This is a genomic window from Streptomyces sp. NPDC088554 (assembly GCF_044752945.1).
Lineage (GTDB): Bacteria > Actinomycetota > Actinomycetes > Streptomycetales > Streptomycetaceae > Streptomyces.
In genome coordinates, this window is sequence record NZ_JBIVMF010000026.1 from 74,744 (window position 1) to 97,025 (window position 22,282).

At 70.5% G+C, this 22,282-nt stretch carries 19 protein-coding genes; 13 read left to right on the forward strand and 6 right to left on the reverse strand.

The window, feature by feature from the left end; all coding sequences use genetic code 11:
- Positions 1–48: 48 nt before the first annotated feature.
- The 3 genes from ACIP8W_RS26245 to ACIP8W_RS26255 are packed head-to-tail and all read right to left on the reverse strand — an operon-like array spanning position 49 to position 4,659.
- Positions 49–2,013: a substrate-binding domain-containing protein gene (locus tag ACIP8W_RS26245; RefSeq protein WP_401956582.1), complete on the reverse strand. Its 1,965-nt coding sequence runs from the start codon at positions 2,011–2,013 to the stop codon at positions 49–51.
- The gene (locus ACIP8W_RS26250) at positions 2,003–3,589 is read right to left on the reverse strand and encodes a sugar ABC transporter ATP-binding protein (RefSeq protein ID WP_402204873.1); all 1,587 of its coding nucleotides are present in this window, start codon (positions 3,587–3,589) and stop codon (positions 2,003–2,005) included. Before ACIP8W_RS26250 ends, ACIP8W_RS26245 begins: the two co-directional genes overlap by 11 nt.
- Positions 3,586–4,659 (reverse strand): LacI family DNA-binding transcriptional regulator, encoded by a 1,074-nt coding sequence (locus ACIP8W_RS26255; protein ID WP_402204875.1) that lies wholly within the window; start codon positions 4,657–4,659, stop codon positions 3,586–3,588. The genes ACIP8W_RS26250 and ACIP8W_RS26255 overlap by 4 nt, the downstream gene beginning before the upstream one ends.
- 288 nt (positions 4,660–4,947) lie before the next feature.
- Here ACIP8W_RS26255 and ACIP8W_RS26260 point away from each other — a divergent pair, with 288 nt between their 5' ends.
- The 3 genes from ACIP8W_RS26260 (at position 4,948) to ACIP8W_RS26270 (ending at position 7,519) form a co-directional block, all read left to right on the forward strand.
- On the forward strand, positions 4,948–6,285 hold the full coding sequence (locus tag ACIP8W_RS26260; RefSeq protein ID WP_402204877.1) for a PHB depolymerase family esterase: 1,338 nt from the start codon (positions 4,948–4,950) through the stop codon (positions 6,283–6,285).
- A 194-nt stretch (positions 6,286–6,479) separates the two neighbouring features.
- Complete coding sequence (locus tag ACIP8W_RS26265; protein ID WP_401956591.1) at positions 6,480–6,929, forward strand: spore-associated protein; 450 nt, start codon at positions 6,480–6,482, stop codon at positions 6,927–6,929.
- A gap of 173 nt (positions 6,930–7,102) precedes the next feature.
- Positions 7,103–7,519: an ArsR/SmtB family transcription factor gene (locus tag ACIP8W_RS26270; protein WP_402204879.1), complete on the forward strand. Its 417-nt coding sequence runs from the start codon at positions 7,103–7,105 to the stop codon at positions 7,517–7,519.
- A gap of 46 nt (positions 7,520–7,565) precedes the next feature.
- Here ACIP8W_RS26270 and ACIP8W_RS26275 read toward each other — a convergent pair whose 3' ends face one another.
- Entirely contained in the window at positions 7,566–8,954 is a 1,389-nt protein-coding gene (locus ACIP8W_RS26275) for a nitrate/sulfonate/bicarbonate ABC transporter ATP-binding protein (RefSeq protein WP_402204881.1), read from the reverse strand.
- Between the two features lie 33 nt (positions 8,955–8,987).
- Positions 8,988–10,745 (reverse strand): ABC transporter permease, encoded by a 1,758-nt coding sequence (locus ACIP8W_RS26280; RefSeq protein ID WP_402204883.1) that lies wholly within the window; start codon positions 10,743–10,745, stop codon positions 8,988–8,990.
- Positions 10,746–11,337: 592 nt separating this feature from the next.
- Between ACIP8W_RS26280 and ACIP8W_RS26285 the strand changes: the two genes are divergently transcribed.
- From ACIP8W_RS26285 to ACIP8W_RS26325, 9 genes are all read left to right on the forward strand, one after another.
- A complete protein-coding gene (locus ACIP8W_RS26285; RefSeq protein WP_401956600.1) occupies positions 11,338–12,102 on the forward strand; it encodes an NAD(P)H-dependent oxidoreductase in 765 nt (254 codons plus the stop codon).
- Positions 12,099–12,560, forward strand: coding sequence for a VOC family protein (locus ACIP8W_RS26290; protein ID WP_401956602.1), 462 nt, complete (start codon positions 12,099–12,101; stop codon positions 12,558–12,560). Before ACIP8W_RS26285 ends, ACIP8W_RS26290 begins: the two co-directional genes overlap by 4 nt.
- 241 nt (positions 12,561–12,801) lie before the next feature.
- Positions 12,802–13,950, forward strand: a complete 1,149-nt coding sequence (locus ACIP8W_RS26295) for an NAD(P)/FAD-dependent oxidoreductase (RefSeq protein WP_401956604.1) — start codon at positions 12,802–12,804, stop codon at positions 13,948–13,950.
- Positions 13,950–14,735, forward strand: a complete 786-nt coding sequence (locus ACIP8W_RS26300; RefSeq protein WP_402204885.1) for an enoyl-CoA hydratase-related protein — start codon at positions 13,950–13,952, stop codon at positions 14,733–14,735. The genes ACIP8W_RS26295 and ACIP8W_RS26300 overlap by 1 nt, the downstream gene beginning before the upstream one ends.
- Before the next feature lie 9 nt (positions 14,736–14,744).
- The gene (locus tag ACIP8W_RS26305) at positions 14,745–15,893 is read left to right on the forward strand and encodes an acyl-CoA dehydrogenase family protein (RefSeq protein ID WP_402154473.1); all 1,149 of its coding nucleotides are present in this window, start codon (positions 14,745–14,747) and stop codon (positions 15,891–15,893) included.
- On the forward strand, positions 15,890–17,353 hold the full coding sequence (locus tag ACIP8W_RS26310) for a class I adenylate-forming enzyme family protein (protein ID WP_401956612.1): 1,464 nt from the start codon (positions 15,890–15,892) through the stop codon (positions 17,351–17,353). The genes ACIP8W_RS26305 and ACIP8W_RS26310 overlap by 4 nt, the downstream gene beginning before the upstream one ends.
- The gene (locus ACIP8W_RS26315) at positions 17,350–18,189 is read left to right on the forward strand and encodes a DUF6282 family protein (RefSeq protein WP_401956615.1); all 840 of its coding nucleotides are present in this window, start codon (positions 17,350–17,352) and stop codon (positions 18,187–18,189) included. Before ACIP8W_RS26310 ends, ACIP8W_RS26315 begins: the two co-directional genes overlap by 4 nt.
- Positions 18,186–19,226, forward strand: coding sequence for an isocitrate/isopropylmalate family dehydrogenase (locus ACIP8W_RS26320; protein WP_401956618.1), 1,041 nt, complete (start codon positions 18,186–18,188; stop codon positions 19,224–19,226). The genes ACIP8W_RS26315 and ACIP8W_RS26320 overlap by 4 nt, the downstream gene beginning before the upstream one ends.
- Positions 19,223–20,380, forward strand: coding sequence for a pyridoxal phosphate-dependent aminotransferase (locus tag ACIP8W_RS26325; protein ID WP_401956621.1), 1,158 nt, complete (start codon positions 19,223–19,225; stop codon positions 20,378–20,380). The genes ACIP8W_RS26320 and ACIP8W_RS26325 overlap by 4 nt, the downstream gene beginning before the upstream one ends.
- A 16-nt stretch (positions 20,381–20,396) precedes the next feature.
- Here ACIP8W_RS26325 and ACIP8W_RS26330 read toward each other — a convergent pair whose 3' ends face one another.
- A complete protein-coding gene (locus ACIP8W_RS26330) occupies positions 20,397–21,254 on the reverse strand; it encodes a LysR family transcriptional regulator (RefSeq protein ID WP_401956623.1) in 858 nt (285 codons plus the stop codon).
- 70 nt (positions 21,255–21,324) lie between these two features.
- Here ACIP8W_RS26330 and ACIP8W_RS26335 point away from each other — a divergent pair, with 70 nt between their 5' ends.
- Positions 21,325–22,254: an EamA family transporter gene (locus ACIP8W_RS26335; RefSeq protein ID WP_401956625.1), complete on the forward strand. Its 930-nt coding sequence runs from the start codon at positions 21,325–21,327 to the stop codon at positions 22,252–22,254.
- Positions 22,255–22,282: the final 28 nt, after the last annotated feature.

A 22,282-nucleotide genomic window follows, 5' to 3' on the forward strand; every position in this document is an offset into this window, starting at 1 on the left:
AGCGGCGGAAGCCGACGGCGGGCGGTGGAAGCCGACGGCGGGCGGCCGTCAGGAGAAGTCGGCCACGTTCTTCGCCGTGACCACCTTCACCGGCACCTTCACCGTCGCGTCGGTCTTCTTGCCCTCGGCGGCCTCGATGGCGTTGCGTACGGCCAGTTTGCCCAGCTCACGGGGTTGCTGGGCCACCGACGCGTACAGGGTGCCCGCCTCGACCGCCTTCAGCCCGTCGGGTGTGCCGTCGAAGCCCACGACCGGGATCGACGTACCGGCCCTGGAGCCCAGCGCCTTGATCGCGCCGAGTGCCATCTCGTCGTTCTCGGCGAACACACCGTTCACATCGCTGTGCGCCTGGAGCATGTTCGTCATCACATCGAGGCCCTTGGTGCGGTCGAAGTCCGCGGGCTGCTTCGCGACGACCTCGATACCCGGGTACGCCTTGATGCCCTGGGCGAAGCCCGCGCCGCGCTCCCTGCTGGCGGAGGTGCCGGCCGTGCCCTGGAGGACCACGATCCGGCCCTTTCCACCGAGCTTCTCGGCCAGTGTCCTCGCCGCCTGTTCGCCGCCCGCGACGTTGTCGGAGGCGACCAGCGCCGCGATATCCGCCTTGTTGACACCGCGGTCGGCGGCGATCACCGGGATGTCCGCCTTGTTGGCGGCGCGGACCGAGGGGCCCGCCGCGTCCGAGTCGACCGGGTTGACGATGACCGACGACATGCCCTCGCTGGTGAAGTTCTGGATCTGGTTGGCCTGTTGGGAGGCGTCGTTCTGCGCGTCGGTGACGGTGAGGTCCACACCGCGCGCCTTCGCCTCGGCCTGGGCGCCTTCCTTCAGCTGTACGAAGAACGGGTTGTTGAGGGTGGAGACCGACATGCCCAGTTTGGTCGTGGAACCGGAGGAGCCGTTGTTCCAGAAGGAGACACCGCCGATGACGGCAGCCACCAGCACCGCGGCAACCGTGTACTTCACCGCCTGTGCCTTCTTGGCCCCGGGCCCGCCCGTACCGGCGGCGGCGCCCGCGCCGGGAGTCGACCCGGCGCGTCGGCGGACCGTGTCGAGCAGCACCGCGAGGGCGATGACGACACCGATGACGACCTGCTGCCAGAACGCCGACACCGACAGCAGGTTGAGGCCGTTGCGCAGCACCGCGAGGATCAGCGCGCCGATCAGGGTGCCGGACGCCTTGCCGACCCCGCCCGACAGGCTGGCGCCGCCGATGACGACCGCGGCGATCGCGTCGAGTTCGTATCCCTGCGCGGCCTGCGGCTGCGCGGAGGAGAGCCGGGACGCGAGCACGATGCCCGCGACGGCGGCGAACAGCCCGGACAGGGCGTAGACGGCGATCTTCTGGCGCTTCACCCGCAGCCCGGAGAGGCGCGCCGCCTCCTCGTTGCCGCCGATCGCGTACATGGAACGGCCGAGGTAGGTACGGCCCAGGATCACCGCGGTGATCAGCCCCATCACGATCATCACGAGGACCGGCACGGGCAGCCAGCCGCCGAGCGTGTCACCCAGCCGCGAGACCGAGGAGGGGAAGGCGATCGGGCTGCCCTGCGAGATCACCAGGGAGAGCCCGCGGCCCACCGAGAGCATGGCCAGTGTGGCGATGAACGGCGGGAGTTTGCCGTACGAGACGAGCGCGCCGTTGACGAACCCGCACGCTATGCCGGTGGCGACGGCGAGGATGACGGCGAGCCACACCGGCACGCCCTCGGACGTCGCCGACCAGGCCAGTACGGTCGCGGAGAGCGCCGCCACCGAACCGACCGACAGGTCGATGCCCGCTGTGACGATGACGAAGGTGACACCGAACGCGAGGATCGCGGTCACGGCGGCCTGCACACCGACGTTCAGCAGGTTCTGGGTGGTCAGGAAGTCGCCCGACAGCAGCGACATCGCCACCACCAGGACCACCAGGGCGCTCAGGGCGCCGTTGTCGAGGAGGAGACGGCGGAGCCCCGGGGCGCCACCGCCGCCCGGTGTGTTCTTGTCGCTCTTGAGCGTGTCAGTGGCCACGGGAGCCCTCCACTCCTTCTTCGTTTTCTTCGTCGGCTTTGCCGTTTTTACCGGTGATGGTGCGGGTCGTCGGGCCGGCCGGGGGCGGGCCGGTGCTCACGGCGAGCGCCATCACCGCGTCCTGGGTGGCCTCGCCGGCGGTGAGTTCACCGGCGATCCGGCCCTGGGCCATCACCAGCACCCGGTCGCTCATACCGAGCACTTCGGGCAGATCGCTGGAGATCATCAGTACGGCGTGGCCCGCGGCGGTGAGTTCGTTGATGAGCTGGTAGATCTCGACCTTCGCGCCGACGTCGATACCGCGCGTCGGCTCGTCCAGGATCAGCACCCGGATATCGGCCAGCAGCCACTTGCCGATGACGACCTTCTGCTGGTTGCCGCCGGACAGGGTGCCCACCCGCTGGTCGAGCCCCGCCATCCGTACGCCGAGCTGTCCGGCCATCCGGGCGGCGGCGGTGTGCTGGGACTTGCGGTCCACCAGCCCGCCCCGGGTCGCGGAGCGCAGGGTGACCAGGCCGAGGTTCTCCGCCACGGAGGCGTCGAGCAGCAGGCCCTGGCCCTTGCGGTCCTCGGGTACGAGGCCGATCCCCGCGGCGGTCGCCGCGCCGACGTCGTACCGGGGCAGGGGGGTCCCCCCGACCCGCACGGTGCCGGTGTCGTAGTCGTCGGCGCCGAACACCGCCCGTACGACCTCGGTGCGGCCCGCGCCCACCAGCCCGGCGATGCCGACGACCTCACCGGCCCGCACCTCGAACCCCACGTCGTGGAAGACGCCCTGCCGGGTCAGCCCGTCCACACTGAGCAGGGCGTCGCCGGTCTCCCCGCGCAGGCGCGGGTACTGCTGGTCGATGCTGCGGCCCACCATGAGGCGGACGAGTTCGTCCTCGGGTGTCGACGCGGGCACCTGACCGACACTGCGGCCGTCGCGCAGCACGGTGACCCGGTCGCCGAGCGCCGCGATCTCCTCCAGGTGGTGGGTGATGAAGACGATGCCCACCCCCTCCTCGCGCAGGGCGCGCACGATGCGGAAGAGCTTCTCCACCTCCTCGGAGGTCAGCACGGCGGTCGGCTCGTCCATCACCAGCACGCGCGCGTCCAGGCTGAGGGCCTTGGCGATCTCGACCATCTGGAGCCGGGCGATGCCCAGCTCGCGGACCTTGGTGTGGGGCGGTGTGGTGACGCCGACGCGTTTCAGCAGCGCGGCGGCGTCGGCCTCCATCTTCTTGCGGTCGATGAGGCCGAAGCGGCGCGGCTGGCGCCCCAGGAAGATGTTCTCGGCCACCGTCAGATCGGGGACGAGGTTGAACTCCTGGTAGATGGTGGCGATGCCGAGCCGTTCCGCGTCCTGCGCGCCGTGGATACGTACTTCCTCCCCACCGACGAGTACCCGGCCGCTGTCGGGCCGGTAGGCACCGGAGAGCATCTTGATCAGTGTGCTCTTGCCGGCGCCGTTCTCGCCGAGGAGGACGTGCACCTCGCCGCGGCGCAGATCGAAGTCGACGCTGTCGAGCGCCACCACGCCGGGGAAGGTCTTGCGTATCCCTTCGACACGCAGCAACTCGTCCGGGTGACTCACGGGTCGCTCCTTTGCGATCGTGCTGAGGGGGTGTGTTCGATGTGTTCCGGCGGTACGGGACCGGGTGGTCCCGGTGGGGGATTCGCGCCGCACGAGCGGCGCACGACCAGCCGGGCGGGCAGGGTCACGGACGGCGGTTCGCGGCCGGCGATGTTTTCGGCCAGTGCCCGTACGGCGGCCCGGCCCAGCTCGTCCGTCGGCTGTGCGATGGCGGTGACCGGCGGGTCCGTGTGGACGAACCAGGGGATGTCGTCGAAGGCCGCGAGCGCGATGTCCTCGGGGACGCGCAGCCCCCGGGCGCGGAACGCGTCGAGCGCGCCGAGCGCCATCAGATTGTCGGCGGCGAACACCGCGTCCGGCGGCCGCGGCAGATCGAGGAAGCGCTCGGCGGCCAGCCGTCCGCTCTCGGCCTGGAAGTCGCCCTGGCCGATGTAAGCGTCCGGCAGCGCCACCCCGTGGTCGGCGAGCGCCGCGCGGAACGCGTCGACGCGCTCCTTGCCGGTGGTGGTGGACGCGGGGCCCGCGATGATCGCCGGCCTGCGGTGGCCGAGCGCCAGCAGATGGCCGACCAGCTCCCGGACGGCGGCGCGCCCGTCCGCCCGGACGACCGGCACGTCCACCCCGTGGATCCACCGGTCCACGAAGACGACCGGGGTGCCACCACGCACCGCGTCGAGTATCAGCTCGGCTCCGGGGCCCGCGGGGGACAGGAGCAGCCCGTCGATCCGGCGGTCCAGCAGCGTACGGATGTGGTGGTCCTGGAGATCGGGGCGCTCGTCGGCGTTTCCGATGATCACGCTGTAGCCGAGGGCCCGCGCCTCCTCCTCGACGGCTCGGGCCAGGGCGGTGAAGTACGGGTTGAGCACATCGCTGATGACCAGGCCGAGGGTGCGGGTCTCGTCGGTCCGCAGGGAGCGGGCCACCGCGTTGGGCCGGTACCCCAGCGCGTCGACGGCGGCGAGCACCCGGGCGCGGGATTCCGGGCTGACCGACGGATGGCCGTTGAGTACGCGGGACACCGTGGCGGCGGAGACACCGGCCTCGGCCGCGACGTCCTTGATGGCCGCCATCGTCGGTCCACCTCCTCGTGGAATCGATTACACGAGGATTGGAATCGATTTCACGCAGGAAAAGCAAGTGCCTGGGGGGATCCCGAGACCGGATCGTGATGCGGATCGCGAAGAACGCGATGCCGATCGTGAAGGAGGCGGGGTCGGCGGGGGCATGGGGGCGGGGGATCATCCAAGGGTGTGGGAGCGCTTCCATGACAGTCATGGTCATGCCACGATGCTGTCCGGGGCCCCTGTGCGCTCGGGCGGGGGCGACTCCGTACGAGCCGCGACCAGGAAGGACCAGACATGTCCAGCACTGCCGGCAAAACCGTGGGGAGACCGCGTCGTTCGGTGTTCCTCGTGCTGTTCGGAGGGCTGCTGCCGTTACTCGCGGCGCTGCTCCTCGCCGCTCCCGCGACCGCTGCCGCGCCCCGGGGGAGCGAGAGGGGCGCCGCCGCGTCGCTCACCGAGGTGACGGGCTTCGGCGCCAACCCCAGCAACCTTCAGATGTATCTCTACGTGCCGGACAACGTTGCCACGCGTCCGGCGGTCCTGGTGGCCGTGCACTACTGCACGGGGTCCGGTCCCGCGATGTATTCCGGCACCGAATACGCCTCTCTGGCGGACCGCTACGGGTTCATCGTGGTCTATCCGTCGGTCACACGCAGCAGCAAGTGCTTCGACGTCTCCTCGCCCCAGGCGCTGCGCCGGGGCGGCGGCAGCGACCCCGTCGGCATCAAGTCCATGGTCGACTGGGTGGCCCGTACGTACGACACCGACCCCGACAGGGTCTTCGCCACCGGCATCTCGTCCGGCGCGATGATGACCAACGTGCTGCTGGGCGACTATCCCGATGTGTTCGCGGCGGGCGCGGCGTTCGCGGGGGTGCCGTTCGGGTGTTTCGCCACCACCAACGGCTCCGAGTGGAACAGCGACTGCGCGAACGGCGTTGTGTCCCGTACGCCGCAGGAGTGGGGCGACCTGGCCCGCGCCGCCCATCCCGGCTACACCGGGCCCCGGCCGCGTATGCAGGTCTGGCACGGCACCACGGACGACGTGCTGCGCTACCCCAATTTCGGGGAGGAGATCAAGCAGTGGACGAATGTGCTCGGTGTCGGCCAGTCGCCCGCCCGGACCGATACGCCCCAGTCGGGCTGGACCCGGACGCGCTACGGCTCCACCGGTGACCAGGCCCCTGTCGAGGCCATCAGCCTCCAGGGCGTGGGGCACAACCTGGTCACCGGCGGTATGGCGGCCCGTGTGCTCACCTTCTTCGGCCTGGACAGCGGAAATCCCGGCCCTGGCCCCGGTCCCGAACCGCAGCCCGGGACCTGTCGGGTCACGGCCACCACCAGCGCCTGGAGCACCGGCCTGACCGCTTCCGTGACGATCACCAATACCGGCACCACCGCGGTGAACGGCTGGACGCTGGGCTTCCCCCTGCCGTCCGGACAGACGATCACCAATGGTTGGGGCGCCACGTACGCACCGGCTTCCGGTGCGGTGACGGCCACCAGTGCCTCGTACAACGGCCTGATCGCTCCGAACGCGAGTGTGAGCATCGGCTACCAGGCGAGCCACGGCGGCAACACCGCCGCTCCCGGTGGCTTCACGCTCAACGGTACGGTCTGCGCGTCCGGTTGATCGGGGCGGTGAATGATCCGGGGCGGTGAAAGGTCTGCGGCGGCATCGTCGGATCCCGACCTGGCGTTCGACCCGCTGCGCGATGAACTTTCCTCCCTGCTAAGGGATTTGATGCGAATCCGGCACAACCATATGTGTGGTTCGCGGGTCACATCAGGTGGGAGCAGCCGCTCTCGACGATGCAAGGGGGAAACATGGGAATCACACGCAGGGTCGCGACAGCCGGGGCGATAACCGCACTGGTGTTGGGCGCCGCCTCCGCGTTCGGTCCGGCCGCCTTCGCGGCACCCAACGTCACACCGCAGGATGTCTGCGGTAGCGCCTACCGGACGGTGAACTCGGCCCCGATCGGTGTGGTGGGCACGGTCTACCTGACGTACAACTCCTCGAACGGCAGGAACTGCGTCGCGACCATCCGCACCAACCCGGGCACGGCCACGTACATGTCCACGTACATCTACGTTCCCGCCACCGGTGACTCGGCCGGCGACTCCGGGACGTACGCGTCGTACGCGGGCCCGGCCTCGGCCTACGGCAAGGGCTACTGCGTGAGCTGGGGCGGCAGCATCGACAACGCGTACGTGTCGGTGGAGAACTCCAACTGCGCCGCTCTGAAGGAGCACCGGGTCTCCGGAACCCGCTGATCCGGCTCGCCACCGGCCCGCTGCGGCAGACGTGCCGTCGGCGGGCCGGTGGGACGCGGCGCGCCATCGGGCCCCGTGGCCCAGGAGCAATACCCGGGGTGCCGTGTTGTCATCGCCGCAGGCTACCGACAAGTCCGGTCGGTGTGTGCCGACCGCCGGTTTACCATATTTGCATGGGGACGCAAGTTACGTCGTGGGACGCGGCCGGTGCCGACCGGGCGGTCGCCGTGCTCAAGGCGGTGGCGGATCCGTCGCGCTACCGGCTGTTGTGGGCGCTGAGCGGGCAGGAGCTGCCGGTGAGCGCGCTCGCGGAGCTGCTCGGCGCGCATGTCGCCGCGACCTCCCAGCATCTGGCGAAACTGCGGGCGGCCGGGCTGGTCGACTCCCGGCGCGAGGGCACACGTATCCACTACCGGGCGGCCGCGCGGGTGCGCGGCCTGCTGGAGGAGGCGTCGCTGGTGGCGAACGCCGCCGAGGAACGGGGCGCCGAGGAGGCAGGCGCGGCCCCCGCGCCGGCGGCCGTCGCGCAGGAACGGCCCGCGCGTACGCGACGGGCTGCGCGGGCCCCGCGACCGGCCACCGAGCACTGAGACCGAGAAGCACCGTACTCAGGGCTCAGGGCTCAGGGCTCAGGGCTCAGGGTTGCGGCGCGGTGCCCGCCGCGCCGTTGTCGAGGCGGTACTCCTGCGGGTCGGCGTCGTACGCGTACAGCTCGGCATAACGTCCCCAGTCGGTGGCGGTCTCCAGCTGCTGGGTGACCTGTTCGCTGGTGTAGTGGTGGGCGAGCACGTCGCGGAAGAACCCGGCGCGCAGGGTGCCGTCGGGGTTCTGCCGCAGACTGGTGGTGATCAGCTTGACCAGTGGCGCGCCCAGGGCTGCCTCGGCGAAGATCGTCTTGGACCGCTGGACATCGGCTCCGGCGTAGGCGGTGCCGCGTTCGGTGAGCAGCAGGTCGTCGTCGCTGATCGTGGCGAAGCCGAGCAGTTCGAGGGCGTCCACCAGCGGGAGTACGTCGTCGATCTCCAGGCCGAGCTCGTCGGCGAGGTCGGCCAGGTCGCAGCGTCCGTCCCGGTGGGCGACCATCTCGGCGAGCCCGGAGAGCCCGTCGACACCGGCCAGGGGCAGCGGGGTGTTGGCGGTGGTGCGTTTGTCGAGCCCGACGCCGTCGGCCCGACCGGGGATACGGGTCTCCTTGGCGCGGCCGGTCATCACACGGTAGACGCGGTCGATGAGGTCCTCGAAGGAGGGCGAGTCGCGGTCGCGCGGCCGGTCGAGGCCGACCCGGAAGGTCTCGCGAATGGTGCCGGGGCGCGAGCCGAGGACGACGATCCGGTCCGCCATCAGGACGGCTTCCTCGATGTTGTGGGTGACCAGCACGATGGCGCGGGTGGGGAACTGGCCGGACTCCCACAGCTCCATCAGCTCACCGCGCAGGTTCTCCGCGGTCAGCACGTCGAGGGCGGAGAAGGGCTCGTCCATCATCAGGACGTCCGGCTCGACGACCAGCGCCCGCGCGAAGCCGACCCGCTGGCGCATCCCGCCGGACAGCTCCTTGGGGTAGGCGGATTCGAAGCCGTCCAGGCCGATCAGGTCGATGGCCTGGACGGCGGCCTCACCGCGCTCGTCGGCGGGTACGCCGCGGGCCTCCAGGCCGAGTTCGACGTTCTGCTGGACGGTGAGCCAGGGCAGCAGCGCGAAGGTCTGGAAGACCATGGCGGTGCCGGGGTTCGCCCCGGTCAGCGGTTCGCCCCGGTAGGAGACGGTGCCGGAGCTGGCCGGGATGAGCCCGGCCAGGCAGCGCAGCAGTGTGGACTTGCCGGAACCGGACTTGCCGAGCAGCGCGACCACTTCACCGGCGCGCACCTGGAGGTCGATACCGGCGAGGACGGGCAGCTCGCCGTCGGCGCCCGCGTAGGTCTTGGTGAGGCCGGTGGTTTCGAGCAGGATGTCGCCGTCGGCGGCGCGCGGCGGCTTGGCGGCGGGGGCGGTGGTGGCGCGGAGCCTGCGGAGGATCTTCAGTGCCATGACGGTCTCCAGAAGGGAAGTCTGTGGGGGGTCTCAGAGGGCGTAACGGCTGTCGGCGAGCCGGTACAGGCGGCGCCACAACAGACGGTTGAGGCCGACGACGTACAGGCTCATCACCGCCACACCCGCGATGAGGTGCGGGTAGTCGCCGCTCGCGGTGGCCTTCGCGATGTACGCGCCCAGGCCGGTGGCGGTCAGCGTGGTGCCGCCGAAGGTGACGACCTCGGCGACGATCGAGGCGTTCCAGGCGCCGCCGGACGCGGTGATGCCACCGGTGACGTACGAGGGGAAGATCCCGGGCAGGATCAGCCGCTTCCAGCGCTGGAGGCCGCGTACCCCCAGGTCGTCCATTGCCTCGCGCAGGTCGGACGGGATCGACATGGCGCCGGCGATGGTGTTGAAGAGGATGTACCACTGGGCGCCGAGCGCCATCAGCAGGATGCCGCCGACGTTGATGGACAGCCCGGTCCTCAGGAAGAACCAGACGGCCAGCGGGAAGAGGAAGTTGGCGGGGAAGGACGCCAGGACCTGGACGACGGGCTGGGCGATGCGGGTCAGCCGCGGCGAGAAGCCGATCTTCACACCGATCGGGACCCAGACGACGGTCGCGACGGCGACCAGCACGATCACACGGGCGAGGGTGACCAGGCCCAGCAGCAGTGGTTCGCCGAAGACACCGAGACCGGTGTGGTCGTCGAGGTAGCGGCCGAGGTCGATCAGGCCCCACAGGATCAGTGCTCCCGCGACGAGCGCGAAGGTGATGTCGCCGGTGCGCTGCCGGGCGGGGTCGACGGTCAGCGGCCGGTCGTCGGTGCCGAAGGCGCGGGCCGCCCGGCTCAGCCCCCGTCCTACGGGGCGCAGCGTCTTGCCGAGCAGATGGGGCCAGTGGGAGCGGCGCAGGAAATCGAGCACGACCGAACGCTGGACCTCGGTGGCCTCGGACTGCTCGTTCTTGAACTTCTCCGCCCAGGCGGTCAGCGGACGCCAGAACAGGAAGTTCACACCGATGACCATGACGGCCATGGTGAGGATGGCCCAGCCGACCTTGCCGAGGTCACCGTCGGTGATGGCGGCTCCGGCGTACGACCCGATGCCGGGCAGCGCGTAGTCCTTGTTGTTGACACTGATCGCCTCGGACGCGACGAGGAAGAACCAGCCGCCACCGAAGCTCATCATGCCGTTCCAGACCAGCCCGATCATCCCGGACGGCACTTCGACCTTCCAGAACCGCATCCACTTGGTGAAGCGGAACGACCGTGACAGCTCGTCGAGTTCACGCGGCAGCGAGGTGAGGGAGTGGTAGAAACCGAACGTCATGTTCCACGCCTGCGAGGTGAAGATCGCGAAGATCGACGCACATTCGAGGCCCAGCACCGAGCCGGGGAACAGGGCGATGAACCCGGTCACGGCCACGGTCAGGAAGCCGAGCACCGGCACGGACTGGAGGATGTCCAGGGCCGGGATCAGGATCCGTTCCAGGCGGCGGCTCTTGGCCGCGGCATAGGCGTACACGAAGGTGAAGACGGTCGACGCGGCCAGCGCGACGAACATGCGCAGCAGCGAGCGCGCCGCGTCGTAGGGCAGCTGGGACGGGTCGGTGTCGACTCTGACCGACCGCTCGGTGGAGAAGCGGACCGTGGTCCCCTGCCCGACCCGCAGCACGAGATAGAGCAGGACGAGGACGGCCGCGGCGACCACCACATCCACCCAGGTCATACGGGAGAGACGGCCCGCGAACCGGGAGAAGAGCGGCGCCCGTGGGGCATCGGTGTTCGTCCGGAACGACGTCATACAAACCTCCGACCACACTGTGTGCACAGCACGCGCCGGGGCGCGAACGCGCACCCGATGTGACCGGCCCGGCATGGAGAGAAAAAGACAGGAAGCGCCCCGACGCGGCTCTCCCGACCCGCGGAGGGACGGCGGGCGGGCGGAGCCGTGAGGCGGGGGGCGGGAAAGGTCAGAGACTGCCGGTGAGGCAGCGCGGACTCGGAGGGTCTTCGCCCATGGCTGCCTCCATTCGGTGATACGGGGCGTTGGTACGCGTCCGGTGCGACAGGGGCCGTTCGGCGTGGCATGTGCCCATCCGTACGGAATGTCGGACAGCATGCCGCGAGCAGTGTGCCAGCTACTTGCGCTCATACGCAAATATCCGGCCGGGGTTTTCTCCGGGGCCGTACGCCGTGACGGTCGGCGGTCAATGGCCTGACCATTGACGGCCGAGGGTGCGGAACGGCACACTTCGCAGAGGAGCGGGAACGGCATACTTCGCGGATCGGGAGTGTCGGCCCGGGACGGTGTGGGCCGGAACGCTCGCCCGGCCTTCCGCTCCCGCTCTTCCCGCTCGACGCCGGCGCACGGCCCAACCACGGAGAATCCCCTCGTGAACGTGCTGATCGTATTCGCCCACCCGGAACCCCACTCGTTCAACGGCGCCCTGAGGGACGAAGCCGTGCGGGTGCTCGAACAGGCCGGGCACGAGGTGGTGGTGAGCGATCTGTACCGGCTCGGCTGGAAGGCCGCCCTGGACGCCGACGACTTTCCCGGAACGCGGCTCGACCCCGGTTTCCTCGATGTCTCCAAGGAACAGACACGTGTGTCGGAGTCCGGGCTCACCCCGGCCGACGTCCGGGGAGAGCAGGACAAGGTCACCTGGAGCGACCTGGTCATCTTCCAGTTCCCGCTGTGGTGGTTCGGCATGCCCGCCATCCTCAAGGGGTGGGTCGACCGCACGATGGCCCGCGGTTTCGCCTACGGGGCCGGGCGGAAGTACGACACCGGAATGCTCAGGGGCCGACGCGCCATGGTGTGCGTGACCACCGGCACGGCGTCGAGCCTGTACGAGCCGGACGGTATCGACGGTGACATCAACCACATCCTGTGGCCCGTCCACAACGGGATCTTCCGCTACCTCGGATTCGACGTCCTGCCGCCGTACGTCGCCTGGATGCCGGGCCGGGTATCGCCCGAGGAGCGGGAGACGTACCTGGAGGATTACGGCAAGCGCCTGCTGACCCTGGAGGACACCATGCCCCTGTTCTTCCACCCCGCCGAGGACTACGGCCCCGACGAGCGGCTCAGGCCCGGAGTCGTGGCCCGTACCGGCTTCCAGTGGAACCCGGCGGGCGGAAAGGAGCACACCTCGTGAGCGACACACCGGTGTTCCGGACGTTGCACCACATCTGCGTCGTCGTGCGCGACATCGAGAAGTCCGTCGCGTACTACGAATCCAAGGGGATCGGTCCCTGGAACGACTTCCCGTCCCTGGAGGCATTCAAGGACGACCTGCGGGTGCCTGACCAGGACGCGTTCCTCGACCTCACGTACAAGTACGCCGACCTCGGCAACGTACAGCTCCAGCTGTGCCGGCCGGGGAAGGGGCGGAGCCCCCAGCGGGACTTTCTGGAGACACGCGGCGAGGGGGTCTTCCACCTCGGTTTCACCGTGCCCACCTGCGACGCGGCCGAGGACCGGGCGGTCGATCTCGGCCTGGACGTCCTGTTGCGCGGGCGCCGGCCGGACGGCAGCGGGTTCACCTACTTCGACACCGCGGGCGAGGGCGCGGGAGTGGTCCTGCAGATCCGGTCCACCAACCCGTCCGGGTAGCACGTCCCGGCAAAGATCTCCGTACAAGATCTCCGTACAAGGTTTCCGAATAAGGGTTTCAGTCGCGGCTGTCCCGCTCCGGTGTGCCGGAGCGGGACAGTGGCGTTCCGTGCCGTCGCGCGGCCGAACCGGGGAGTTTCGACACCTGTAGGAACCCGGGGGCCGGGTTCCCGTCTCCGCTCCGAAGCGCCGTGGCGCCACCTGGCCGTAGCGTCCTGGCATCCCGATGGACGGAGGTCAGATGACCGAGCGGAACCGCACTGACGTCGTTGTCGTGGGCGCCGGGATCGTTGGCGCCAGTTGTGCATTTCATCTCGCCCGCAGTGGGCTGAACGTCACTGTCCTGGAGGCGTTCGACGGCCCGGCGGAGGGCAGCAGCGGCCGGTCCTTCGCGTCGGTCCGCGCCCAGTGGGCGGACACCCTCAACATCGACCTGTCGTGGCGGAGCATCCAGACCTACCGCGACTTCGAGCAGACCCATGGATTCGACATCGGCTACCGGGCGTCCGGCTACCTCCTGCTGGTCCCCGAGCACGCCTGGGCGGACCATCTGAAGGCCGTGGAGCTCCAGCGGGCGCACGGCGTGCCCGTCGACGTACTCGATGTCGCCGCCGCCCAGGCCATCACCCCGTTCTCGGCCGACGGCATCGCCGGGGCGACCTGGGGCCCGGCCGACGGGGTCATCGACCCGCACTTGGCCACGGGCGCCTGGCTGACGATGGCCCGCGCCCTGGGCGCCCGGGTCCGCTTCCGCCGGCGCGTCACCTCGGTCGAGCGGGCCGGTGACGGCTGGCGGGTCACCGCCGGTGGCGAGAGCGTCGACTGCCGGTACGTCGTCAACGCGGCCGGCGGCTGGGGCGGCGAGGTGGCCACGCTGGCGGGCCTGGAGGTCCCGGTGGTGCACTCACGGCGCAACATCTACGCCACCGCGCCCGGCGCGCTGGCCGACCCGCTGCCCATGACCATCGATGTGGGCTCCGGGATCTACCTGCGCAGTGAGGGCGACCGGCTGCTGTTCGCCGGAGCCAAGCCGGACGAGGTCGACGGCCACAACGACAGCGTCGACTGGCCGTGGATGGAGAAGGTGCTGGAACTGGGCGCCGCCCGCTTCCCGTGGCTGGCCGATCTGCCGCTGGACCGCGCCGGATGCTGGGCGGGGACGTACGAGAACACCCCCGACCACCATCCCGTACTGGGCGAGGCCCCCGGCGCGCCGGGCTGGGTCAACGCCTGCGGATTCTCCGGGCACGGGGTCATCCAGGCCCCGGTGGCGGGGCAGTTGGTGACCGAGGAGATCGTCGGCGGCGGTGTGCGCAGCGTCGACATCGGCGCGCTGCGTCTGGAGCGCTTCGCCGGGGCGCGCGTCGACACCGCAGGGCTGGTGTTCTGATGGCGGCCACTCGGATCGAGATGGAGACGAAGGACGGCGTCGCCTGGATCACACTGGACGGGCCCGAGACCCGCAACGCGCTCGACGCGCGGGCCTCCGAGGCGCTGATCGCCGCCTGCGACCGGATCGACGCCGATCCGGAGGTGGGGGCGGCGGTGATCACCGGCACCGGGCGCGCGTTCTGCTCGGGCGCGGACACCGACGTACTGGCCTCACTGCGCTCGGCGCGCGCGGACGAGGGCTATGACGGCCTGGACGTGCTGTACGCGGGGTTCCGGCGGTTCGCCGGCCTGCGCGTGCCGACGGTCGCGGCCGTCAACGGCGCGGCGGTCGGCGCGGGCCTGAACCTGGCGCTCGCCGCCGATCTGAGGGTGATGGCGCAGGACGCCCTGCTGGTGTCCGGTTTCGCCGCCGTCGGCATCCACCCGGGCGGCGGTCACCTCCATCTGCTCGGTCGTGCGGCCGGTTCGACGGCCGCCGCCGCGATGGGCGTGTTCGCCCGGCGGGTGCGGGGCGCAGAGGCGGTCGGTCTGGGGCTCGCCTGGGCCGCCGTACCCGCCGTCGACCTCCACCCGACCGTCCGCGAGCTGATCGCGCATCTGGCGGCGGACCCGGAGCTGGCCCGCGCCCTCAAGGCCGATCTGCGCCTGACCGTCCTGGACGGCACGGCCTGGGAGCGGTCCGTCGAGATCGAGCGGGCCCGTCAGATGTGGTCGCTGACCCGCCGGAACGGCGACAAGTCCCTCCAGAACGGCGACAACCCCCTTCAAAGCAGGGAAAGTTGAGGAGAGCAGATGTATCCGACGTTGCGTACCGACGCTCGCAGCAGGACCTGGATCGACACCACTGTCGCCACCCTCGCCGCCTTCGGTGAAGAGCACCGCGTACGGCTGGACGCGGCCAACCGCGCGGGGGAGTTCCCGCGCGACCTGTACGCCGAGTTCGGCAAGCTCGGCTTCCTCGGACCGCTGGTCCCCACCGAACTGGGAGGAATCGGCGGCGGTGTGGCCGAGTATGTGGTGATCAGCGAGGAAGTCGGCCGGCACGGGCTGGTGTCGGGGCAGATCGCCGCCCAGGGGCAGCGCTGGCTGCTCGACTGGGGCACCGAGGAGCAGAAGGAGCGGTGGCTGGGCGGCATCGCCACCGGGGAGATCGTCTTCTCCGAGTCGATCAGTGAGAAGAACGCCGGTTCATCGTTCAAGGCGATGAAGTCGACGGCGGAGCGGGACGGCTCGGACTGGATCCTGACCGGCTCGAAGACCCATGTGAACCTCGGTGCCGACTGCGATGTCACACTCGTCTACGCGATGGCGCCGGAGGGCCTGACCAGCTTCCTGGTCGACATGAGCCTGCCGGGCATCAGCACCGAGGTCACCGACCCGGTCGGCCTGCGGCTGATCCGCACGGCCGACGTCCACTTCGACCGCGTACGCGTGCCCGACAGCGCGCTGCTGGGGCCGGTGGGCGGGGGCCTGAAGACTTTCCTGTCGACCTTCAACATCAGCCGGCTGGGCAACGCGTCGGAGCTGATCGGCCTCGGGCGGCGGGCCCTGGAGCTGGGGCTGCGGTACGCGGGCGGGCGCCAGGTCGGGGACAACATGGTCACCGACTTCCAGGGCATCCAGTGGATGGTCGCCGACGCCTGGTGCGACCTTCAGGCGGCCTCCCTGGCCAGGGACGACGCCGCCCTCGCCCACGCGCGAGGCGAGGACATAGCCCTGCACACCTCCACCGCGAAGCGGCTCGCGATCCGGGCCGCCGAGCGGGCGAGTGACGCCTCCTACAGCCTGGTGGGCGGGCACGGCCTGTACTTCGACGAGCCGTACACGGACATCGTCAACGACATCAAGGTCCTGAAGGTCGCCGGGGGTTCGGCGGAGATCCTGCGCAACTACATTGCGCGCCGCATCCTCAAGGATCCCGGCCACGAGGGGCTCGCATGACCACCACCGGCACGAGCATCGCGGGGATGCTGACCCGCCGGGCGGCGAGCCGTCCCGGGCTGCGGCTGGGCACGGTGGACGACCAGCTCCGCCTCGACGAGGCCCTCGCGTTCGCCGCCGGCCGGGCGAAGCGCCTCCTCGACTCGGGCGTCCGGCCCGGCGGGCGAAGCGAGACGGGGGTCCCCCCGAATGGAGTCCGGGGGAGGGTCGCGCTCGTCGCGCCGACCTCCACCGACTACCTGCTGACCTGGATGGCGTGCGTGCTCGCCGGCATCCCGGTCGCGCTCGTCAACCCGACCTACCCCGCCGACCTGCTGGAGCAGATGCTCGACCGGCTCGACCCGACCCTGGTGATCGGGCCCGACGGGCTCGCGGCCGCCCGTACCTCGGGCACCGCCGACCCGGCCGACCTGCCGGGGACCGCCACCGGCCCCTTCGACACCGTGTCGTACATGCACACCTCCGGCACCACGGGCCTGCCCAAGTTCTGCGTGCAGACCAACGAGTACTTCCTGCGTCTCGCCCGCGCCATGAGCGGAGCGCTCGAACTGGGCTCCACCGACCGGGTGTTGGCTCCCCTGCCGCTGTTCCACATCAACCCGATGGGCTACGGCATCCTCGGCGCCCTGTACGCGGGGGCCGACGCGCTCACGGTGGGGAAGTTCTCCGCGAGCCGCTTCTGGCCGGACGTCGTGGAGCAGGGTGTCACCGCGCTCGTGCTGCACGCCCCGCCGGTGGAGATCCTCAAACGGGCAACCACCGGCGAGGACGCGGCCGGGCACCGGGTGCGCACCATGTTCTATGCCGACGGCGAGTTCCTGGAGCGGTTCTCGATCCCCGCCGCGGTGTCCGGGTACGGCTCGACCGAGGCGGCCGGAGTCACCCACCTCAAGCAGTGGACGGCACAGGACGACCTTCCGCCCGACGCCAGCCGCCACGGCGGCCCGGCCCGCGCGGACATCGAATGGCGTCTGGACGAAGCCGGGTTGATCCAGGTGCGCGAGCGGGAGGCCGGCGCCCTGTTCGGCGGCTACCTCGCCGAGGACGGCATCGACCCGCACCGGGACACCGACGGCTGGTTCGACACCGGCGACTTCGGGCGCGTCGACGCCGACGGAAACCTGGTGTTCGTGGAACGGGGATCGGAATCGATCCGGGTCAAGGGCGAGTTCGTCCCCATCCCATTCGTCGAGAACCATCTCGCGAACGTGCCGGGCCTGGCCGACTTCGCCCTGTGGAAGCGTCCGGGCGAGCTGGTCGACGACGAGGTGGTGCTCTACGCGGCGGCCGACCCGCTGCCGTACGAGGAGATCACCGAGGTCGTCGCCCAGCTGCCGCTGTTCATGCGACCCGTGACCATCGCCTGCGTCGAACGGATTCCACGTGACGCGGCGGCGGGCAAGGTGCAGCGCCGACTGCTCGCCGAACAGAAGGTCATCCGATGGGTGGAGTTGCCATGACGTATGACCAATGTCCGGACTGGGCCGTCGATATGACGGACCTCCATGTCCACGCCTCGCCCAGCCTGCTGCCCCGCCACGGCAACGACGCGGACACCGTCGCCGCCGAGCGCCAACAGGGCTTTCGTACAGTCGTGTTGAAGGCGCACGAGGGCAGCACCGTGGAGCGCGCCGCGCTCGCGGGCGAGAACGTCCACGGCGGCATCGTCCTCAACAGCCCGGTCGGCGGGGCCAATCCGGACGCAGTGGAGGTCGCGGCACGGCTCGGCGGGCGGGTCGTGTGGATGCCGACGGTGTCCTCGCGTACGCACAAGGCCGGAGCAGCCTCTCCCGAACTCTCCGTGCACCGGGGCTTCGAACTCCGCCCGGTCGATGTCGTCGAGGACGGCCGACTGCGCCCGGAGTGGTACGACGTCCTCGACGCCGTCGCCGCCCACGACCTGCTGCTGGCCAGCGGACACCTGTCGGCGCAGGAGACGGTGGTGCTCTTCACCGAGGCCCGCCGCCGAGGCGTACGGCGACTGATGGTCAACCATCCCAAGATGGCCTTCCTGCACTGGAACGACACCGCCGCCAAGGAACTCCAGGCACTGGAAGCACACCTCGAACTCGGCATCCTGCCAGACCTGTTGGGTACCCCGGAGCACTCCAGTCTCACCCTGGCCGGAGCCTATCCCTCGTCCCTGCTGGTGTTCGGCGGAGACCTCGGCCACGCTCATCACGCCGCGCCCGCCGATGCCGTAGCCCCCTGGCTGCACCGCCTCGAACAGCGCGTCGGCGCCCGTGACGCCGCAGCCATCATGACCACCACGACGCGGAGCCTGTTGCTGCCATGACCACCATCGCTCTTCTCCCCGGAGACGGAATCGGCTCGGAAATCCTCGACGGGCCCCTCACCTACCTGCGCCGCCTTCAGTCCGACGGCGCGCCCCTCACCTTCACCGGCCCCTACCCGTACGGCACCACCGGATGGATGAGGACCGGCTCGATCCTCCCCCCGGAGACCGTCGACGCCTGCCGTGAAGCCGACGTCGTGCTCTCCGGAGCCGTCGGCGCCCACCCCGGCGTCACCTCCGCACAGTGTCCCAACCCCGAGGCCGCGCTGATCGAACTGCGGCACATCTTCGACCTGCGTGTCAGCATCCGCACGGTGTGGGTGCCTGGCGGCGACGACGTCGTCATCGTCCGCAACATCACCGGCGGCGCCTACGCCGGCCCCGACCAGCGGCAGGAGAGCGACGGTGACAGCCCGGCCAAGGACCTCATCGCGCTCCGGCCGGACCGCGTCCGCGAGGTGTTCGCCATCGCCGCCGACTACGCGGCTCGGCAGCCGGGCCGGCGCGCGATCAGCGTGGACAAGGCGAGCGTCTTCGCCACCTCCCGACTGTGGCGCCGGATCGCCCACGAGAGCGCTACCGCCTTCGCCGACGTCAACGTCGACCGAGCCGCCTACGAGCTGGTCAAGTACTCCGAACTGCCGGGCGTGATCGTCACCGAGGGCATCTTCGGCGACATCCTCTCCGACATCGTGTGCGCCCGTGCCGGCTCGCCCGCCCTGTGCGGCTCGGCGACCGTCAACCCGGACCGCGCCTTCGGCAACGGCGTCACGGCGCTCTTCGAGCCGGCCCACGGCACGGCTCCGCACCGTACCGGCAGCCGCCGCTCCAACCCCACCGGTGCCTGGCTGGCCCTCGCCGACCTGCTCGACTGGTGCCCCGACCTCCAGCCACTCGGCCTCTCCCGCAGGATACGGGCCGCCCTGGAAGCCGCGGTCGCCGACGGACCGCCCACCTACGACCTCGCCCCGGCCCGTGCCACCGATCTGTCGGACATGGACCAGTTCAACAAGCGCGTCCTGGGGGGCCTGGAATGACCAGCAGCTCCCTCGCCTTCCAGCCCTCCGAAGCGGTTCAGCGTGTGGAACGCACCTCGCTGCGCACCGCCCAGCCGCAGTCACGCGGGGGCCTGATCTCCCTCGCCATGGGCGAACCGGACTTCGCCACCCCGCCCCGCATCCGGATGGCGGCGGCACAGGCGCTGGAGGACGGCCACACCCACTACACCGACCCGCAGGGCGACCCCGAACTGCGCGCCGCGCTCGCCGAGCGCGTAGGCGGCCTCAAGGGCTCCGCCGTCACCCCGGGACAGATCCTCGTCACCCACGGCGGCAGCGCCGCGCTGGCCGCCGCGATCCTGGCCGTGGTCAACCCGGGCGACCGCGTGGTCTTCCCCGACCCGACCTACTCGCTCTACGCCGACCTGGTCAACCTGGCCGGCGGTATCTGCGTACCCGTACCGCTGCGCCCGGACCTGCACTGGGACCTGGAGGCCCTGGCGGAGGCCCTGCACGGCGCGGCCCTGTTCGTCTTCTGCAACCCCTCCAACCCCACCGGCGCGGTGCACACCGCCGAGGAGCTCGCCGCCCTCGCGGACTTCACCGCGGACTCCGGCACCCTGGTCCTGGCCGACGAGGCATACAGCGAACTCGTCCACACCGACGCCCCGTTCGTCTCGGCCCTTCAGGTGCCGGGCCTGGCGGAGCGCACGCTGTACTGCCAGACGTTCTCCAAGAGCTACGCCATGACCGGCTGGCGGCTCGGCTACCTGGCCGGCCCGCAGGAGGTCATCGCCGCCGCCGCTCGCGTCCACGTGACCATCAACGGTTCGGCCAACTCAGCAGTACAGCGCGCCGCGTTGACGGCGCTGAACACCGCGGACGCGGACATCAGCCGCATGCGGCAGGCGTACGGGGCGCGGCGTACGCTGATGCTCGACGAGCTCTCCCGGGTCAAGGGAGTGCACACGCACACCCCGCAGGGCGCGTTCTACGCCTTCCCCTCCTACGACGCCTCCATCCGCTCCGCCGACCTGGTGCGGCACCTGCGCGAGCACGGCGTCGCGGTCCGGCCCGGCAGCGAGTTCGGGGCGGCGGGCGAGGGGCACCTCCGGCTGTCGTACGCGGCCGCTCCGAAGGACATCGTGGAGGGGGTACGCCGGCTCGGGCGGGGGCTGGCGGCGTTGACGTAGTGCCGCCCGGAGCCGGTCAGCCGTTGCGGTAGAGGGCGGTGAGCAGTTCGATCGCCGCCTGGGCGGCGGGGTGCGGGTCGTCGTGCCACCAGGCGAGGCGTACGGCTATGGGTTCGGCGTCGCGGACCGGCCGGTAGACGATGCCGGGCCGGGGGTACTGGTGGGCGGTGGACTCCGCCGTCATACCGATGCAGCGGCCGCTGGAGATCACGGTGAGCCAGTCGTCGACGTCGGATATCTCCTCGGTCGCCGGGCAGGTGTCCGGCGGCCACAGCTCCGTGGTCGTGGTGCCGGTCCGCCGGTCGATCAGCAGGGTGCGCCTGCTGAGTTCCGCGAGCCTGATCGAACGACGCCCGGCCAGGGGGTCGTCGGCGGCCAGGGCGCAGAGGCGGCGCTCCAGTCCGACGACGGCGGAGTCGAACCGCCGGTCCTCCTCCAGCGGTCTGCGCACTACTGCGAGATCGCACGTGCCTTCCGCCAGTCCGGCTGTGGCGGAGTTGACCCGGACCAGGCGCAGGTCTGTCTCGGGTTGCGTCTTGGCCCAGCGGCGTTGGAAGACCGGAGTGTGACGGCCGAGCGCCGACCAGGCGTACCCGATCCGCAGGCGGGTGTGGCCCGAGGTGGCCTCCTGGACCAGATCGGCCACCTCGCCGAGCACCCGCCGGGCGTGTGCCACCACGCGCAGTCCTGCCGCGGTCGGCGCCATCTCGCGCGAGGTGCGGCGCAACAACCTTACGCCCAGGGCTCGTTCGAGCGAGGCCAGGGTCCGGGACACGGCCGCCTGGGAAACACCCAGCGCGATGGCCGCGTCGGTGAAGCTGCCCTCGTCGACAATCGCGACGAGACAGCGCAACTGCCGTAGCTCCACATTCATGACTCAAGCGTATAGATGTTTGGCCTCCACGCATTTTGCGCAAGGGCTGTTGTGTCGCACGATCGGACCCATGCGAGCCGCACCCGCACCTGCCTCCGCCCCTGTACGTCCCACCACATCCCCGCACCGGGCGTCCCCGGGTCTCCCGAGTCCACAGCCGGCCGGACGGTCACGGCGCCTCGCCGGGGTGGCCGTGATGATCGGCAGTGGTCTGTCCACCCAGACCGGCGCCGCGCTCGGTTCCCTCGCCTTCCCCGTCCTCGGACCGGTCGGGGTCGTCGCGGTCCGCCAGTACGTCGCCGCCATCGTCCTGCTGGCCGTCGGCCGACCACAGCTGCGGTCCTTCACCTGGCGGCAGTGGCAGCCGGTACTGCTGCTGGCCCTGGTGTTCGGGACGATGAACCTGTCCCTGTACAGCGCCATCGACCGCATCGGCCTGGGACTGGCGGTGACCCTGGAGTTCCTGGGGCCGCTGGTCATAGCCCTGACCGGCGCGCGCCGCCGCGTGGACATCTGCGCCGCGGTCATCGCCGCCGCGGGTGTGGTGACACTGATGCGGCCCCAGCCCTCGACCGACTACGTCGGCATGGCCCTGGGGCTGCTCGCCGCCGTGTGCTGGGCGTCGTACATCCTCCTCAACCGCACCGTCGGCCGCCGCGTCCCGGGCATGCAGGGTTCGGCCGCCGCGTCGGGGCTCTCCGCCCTGATGTTCCTGCCGGTCGGTGTTGTCCTGGTGCTGCGGCACCCGCCGACCGTCGAGGCCGTCGGGTACGCCGTCGCGGCCGGGGTGCTCGCCTCGGCGGTGCCGTACCTCGCGGACATGTTCACCCTGCGCCGGGTACCGGCCCAGGCCTTCGGGCTGTTCATGAGTGTCAACCCGGTCCTGGCCGCCGTGGTCGGCTGGATCGGCCTCGGCCAGAACCTGGGCTGGACGGAGTGGGCGAGTATCGGGGCCATCGTCGCCGCGAACTCGCTCAGCATCGTCACACGGCGGGGCTGAACGAGTGGTACCGGCCGTGCGGGACGAG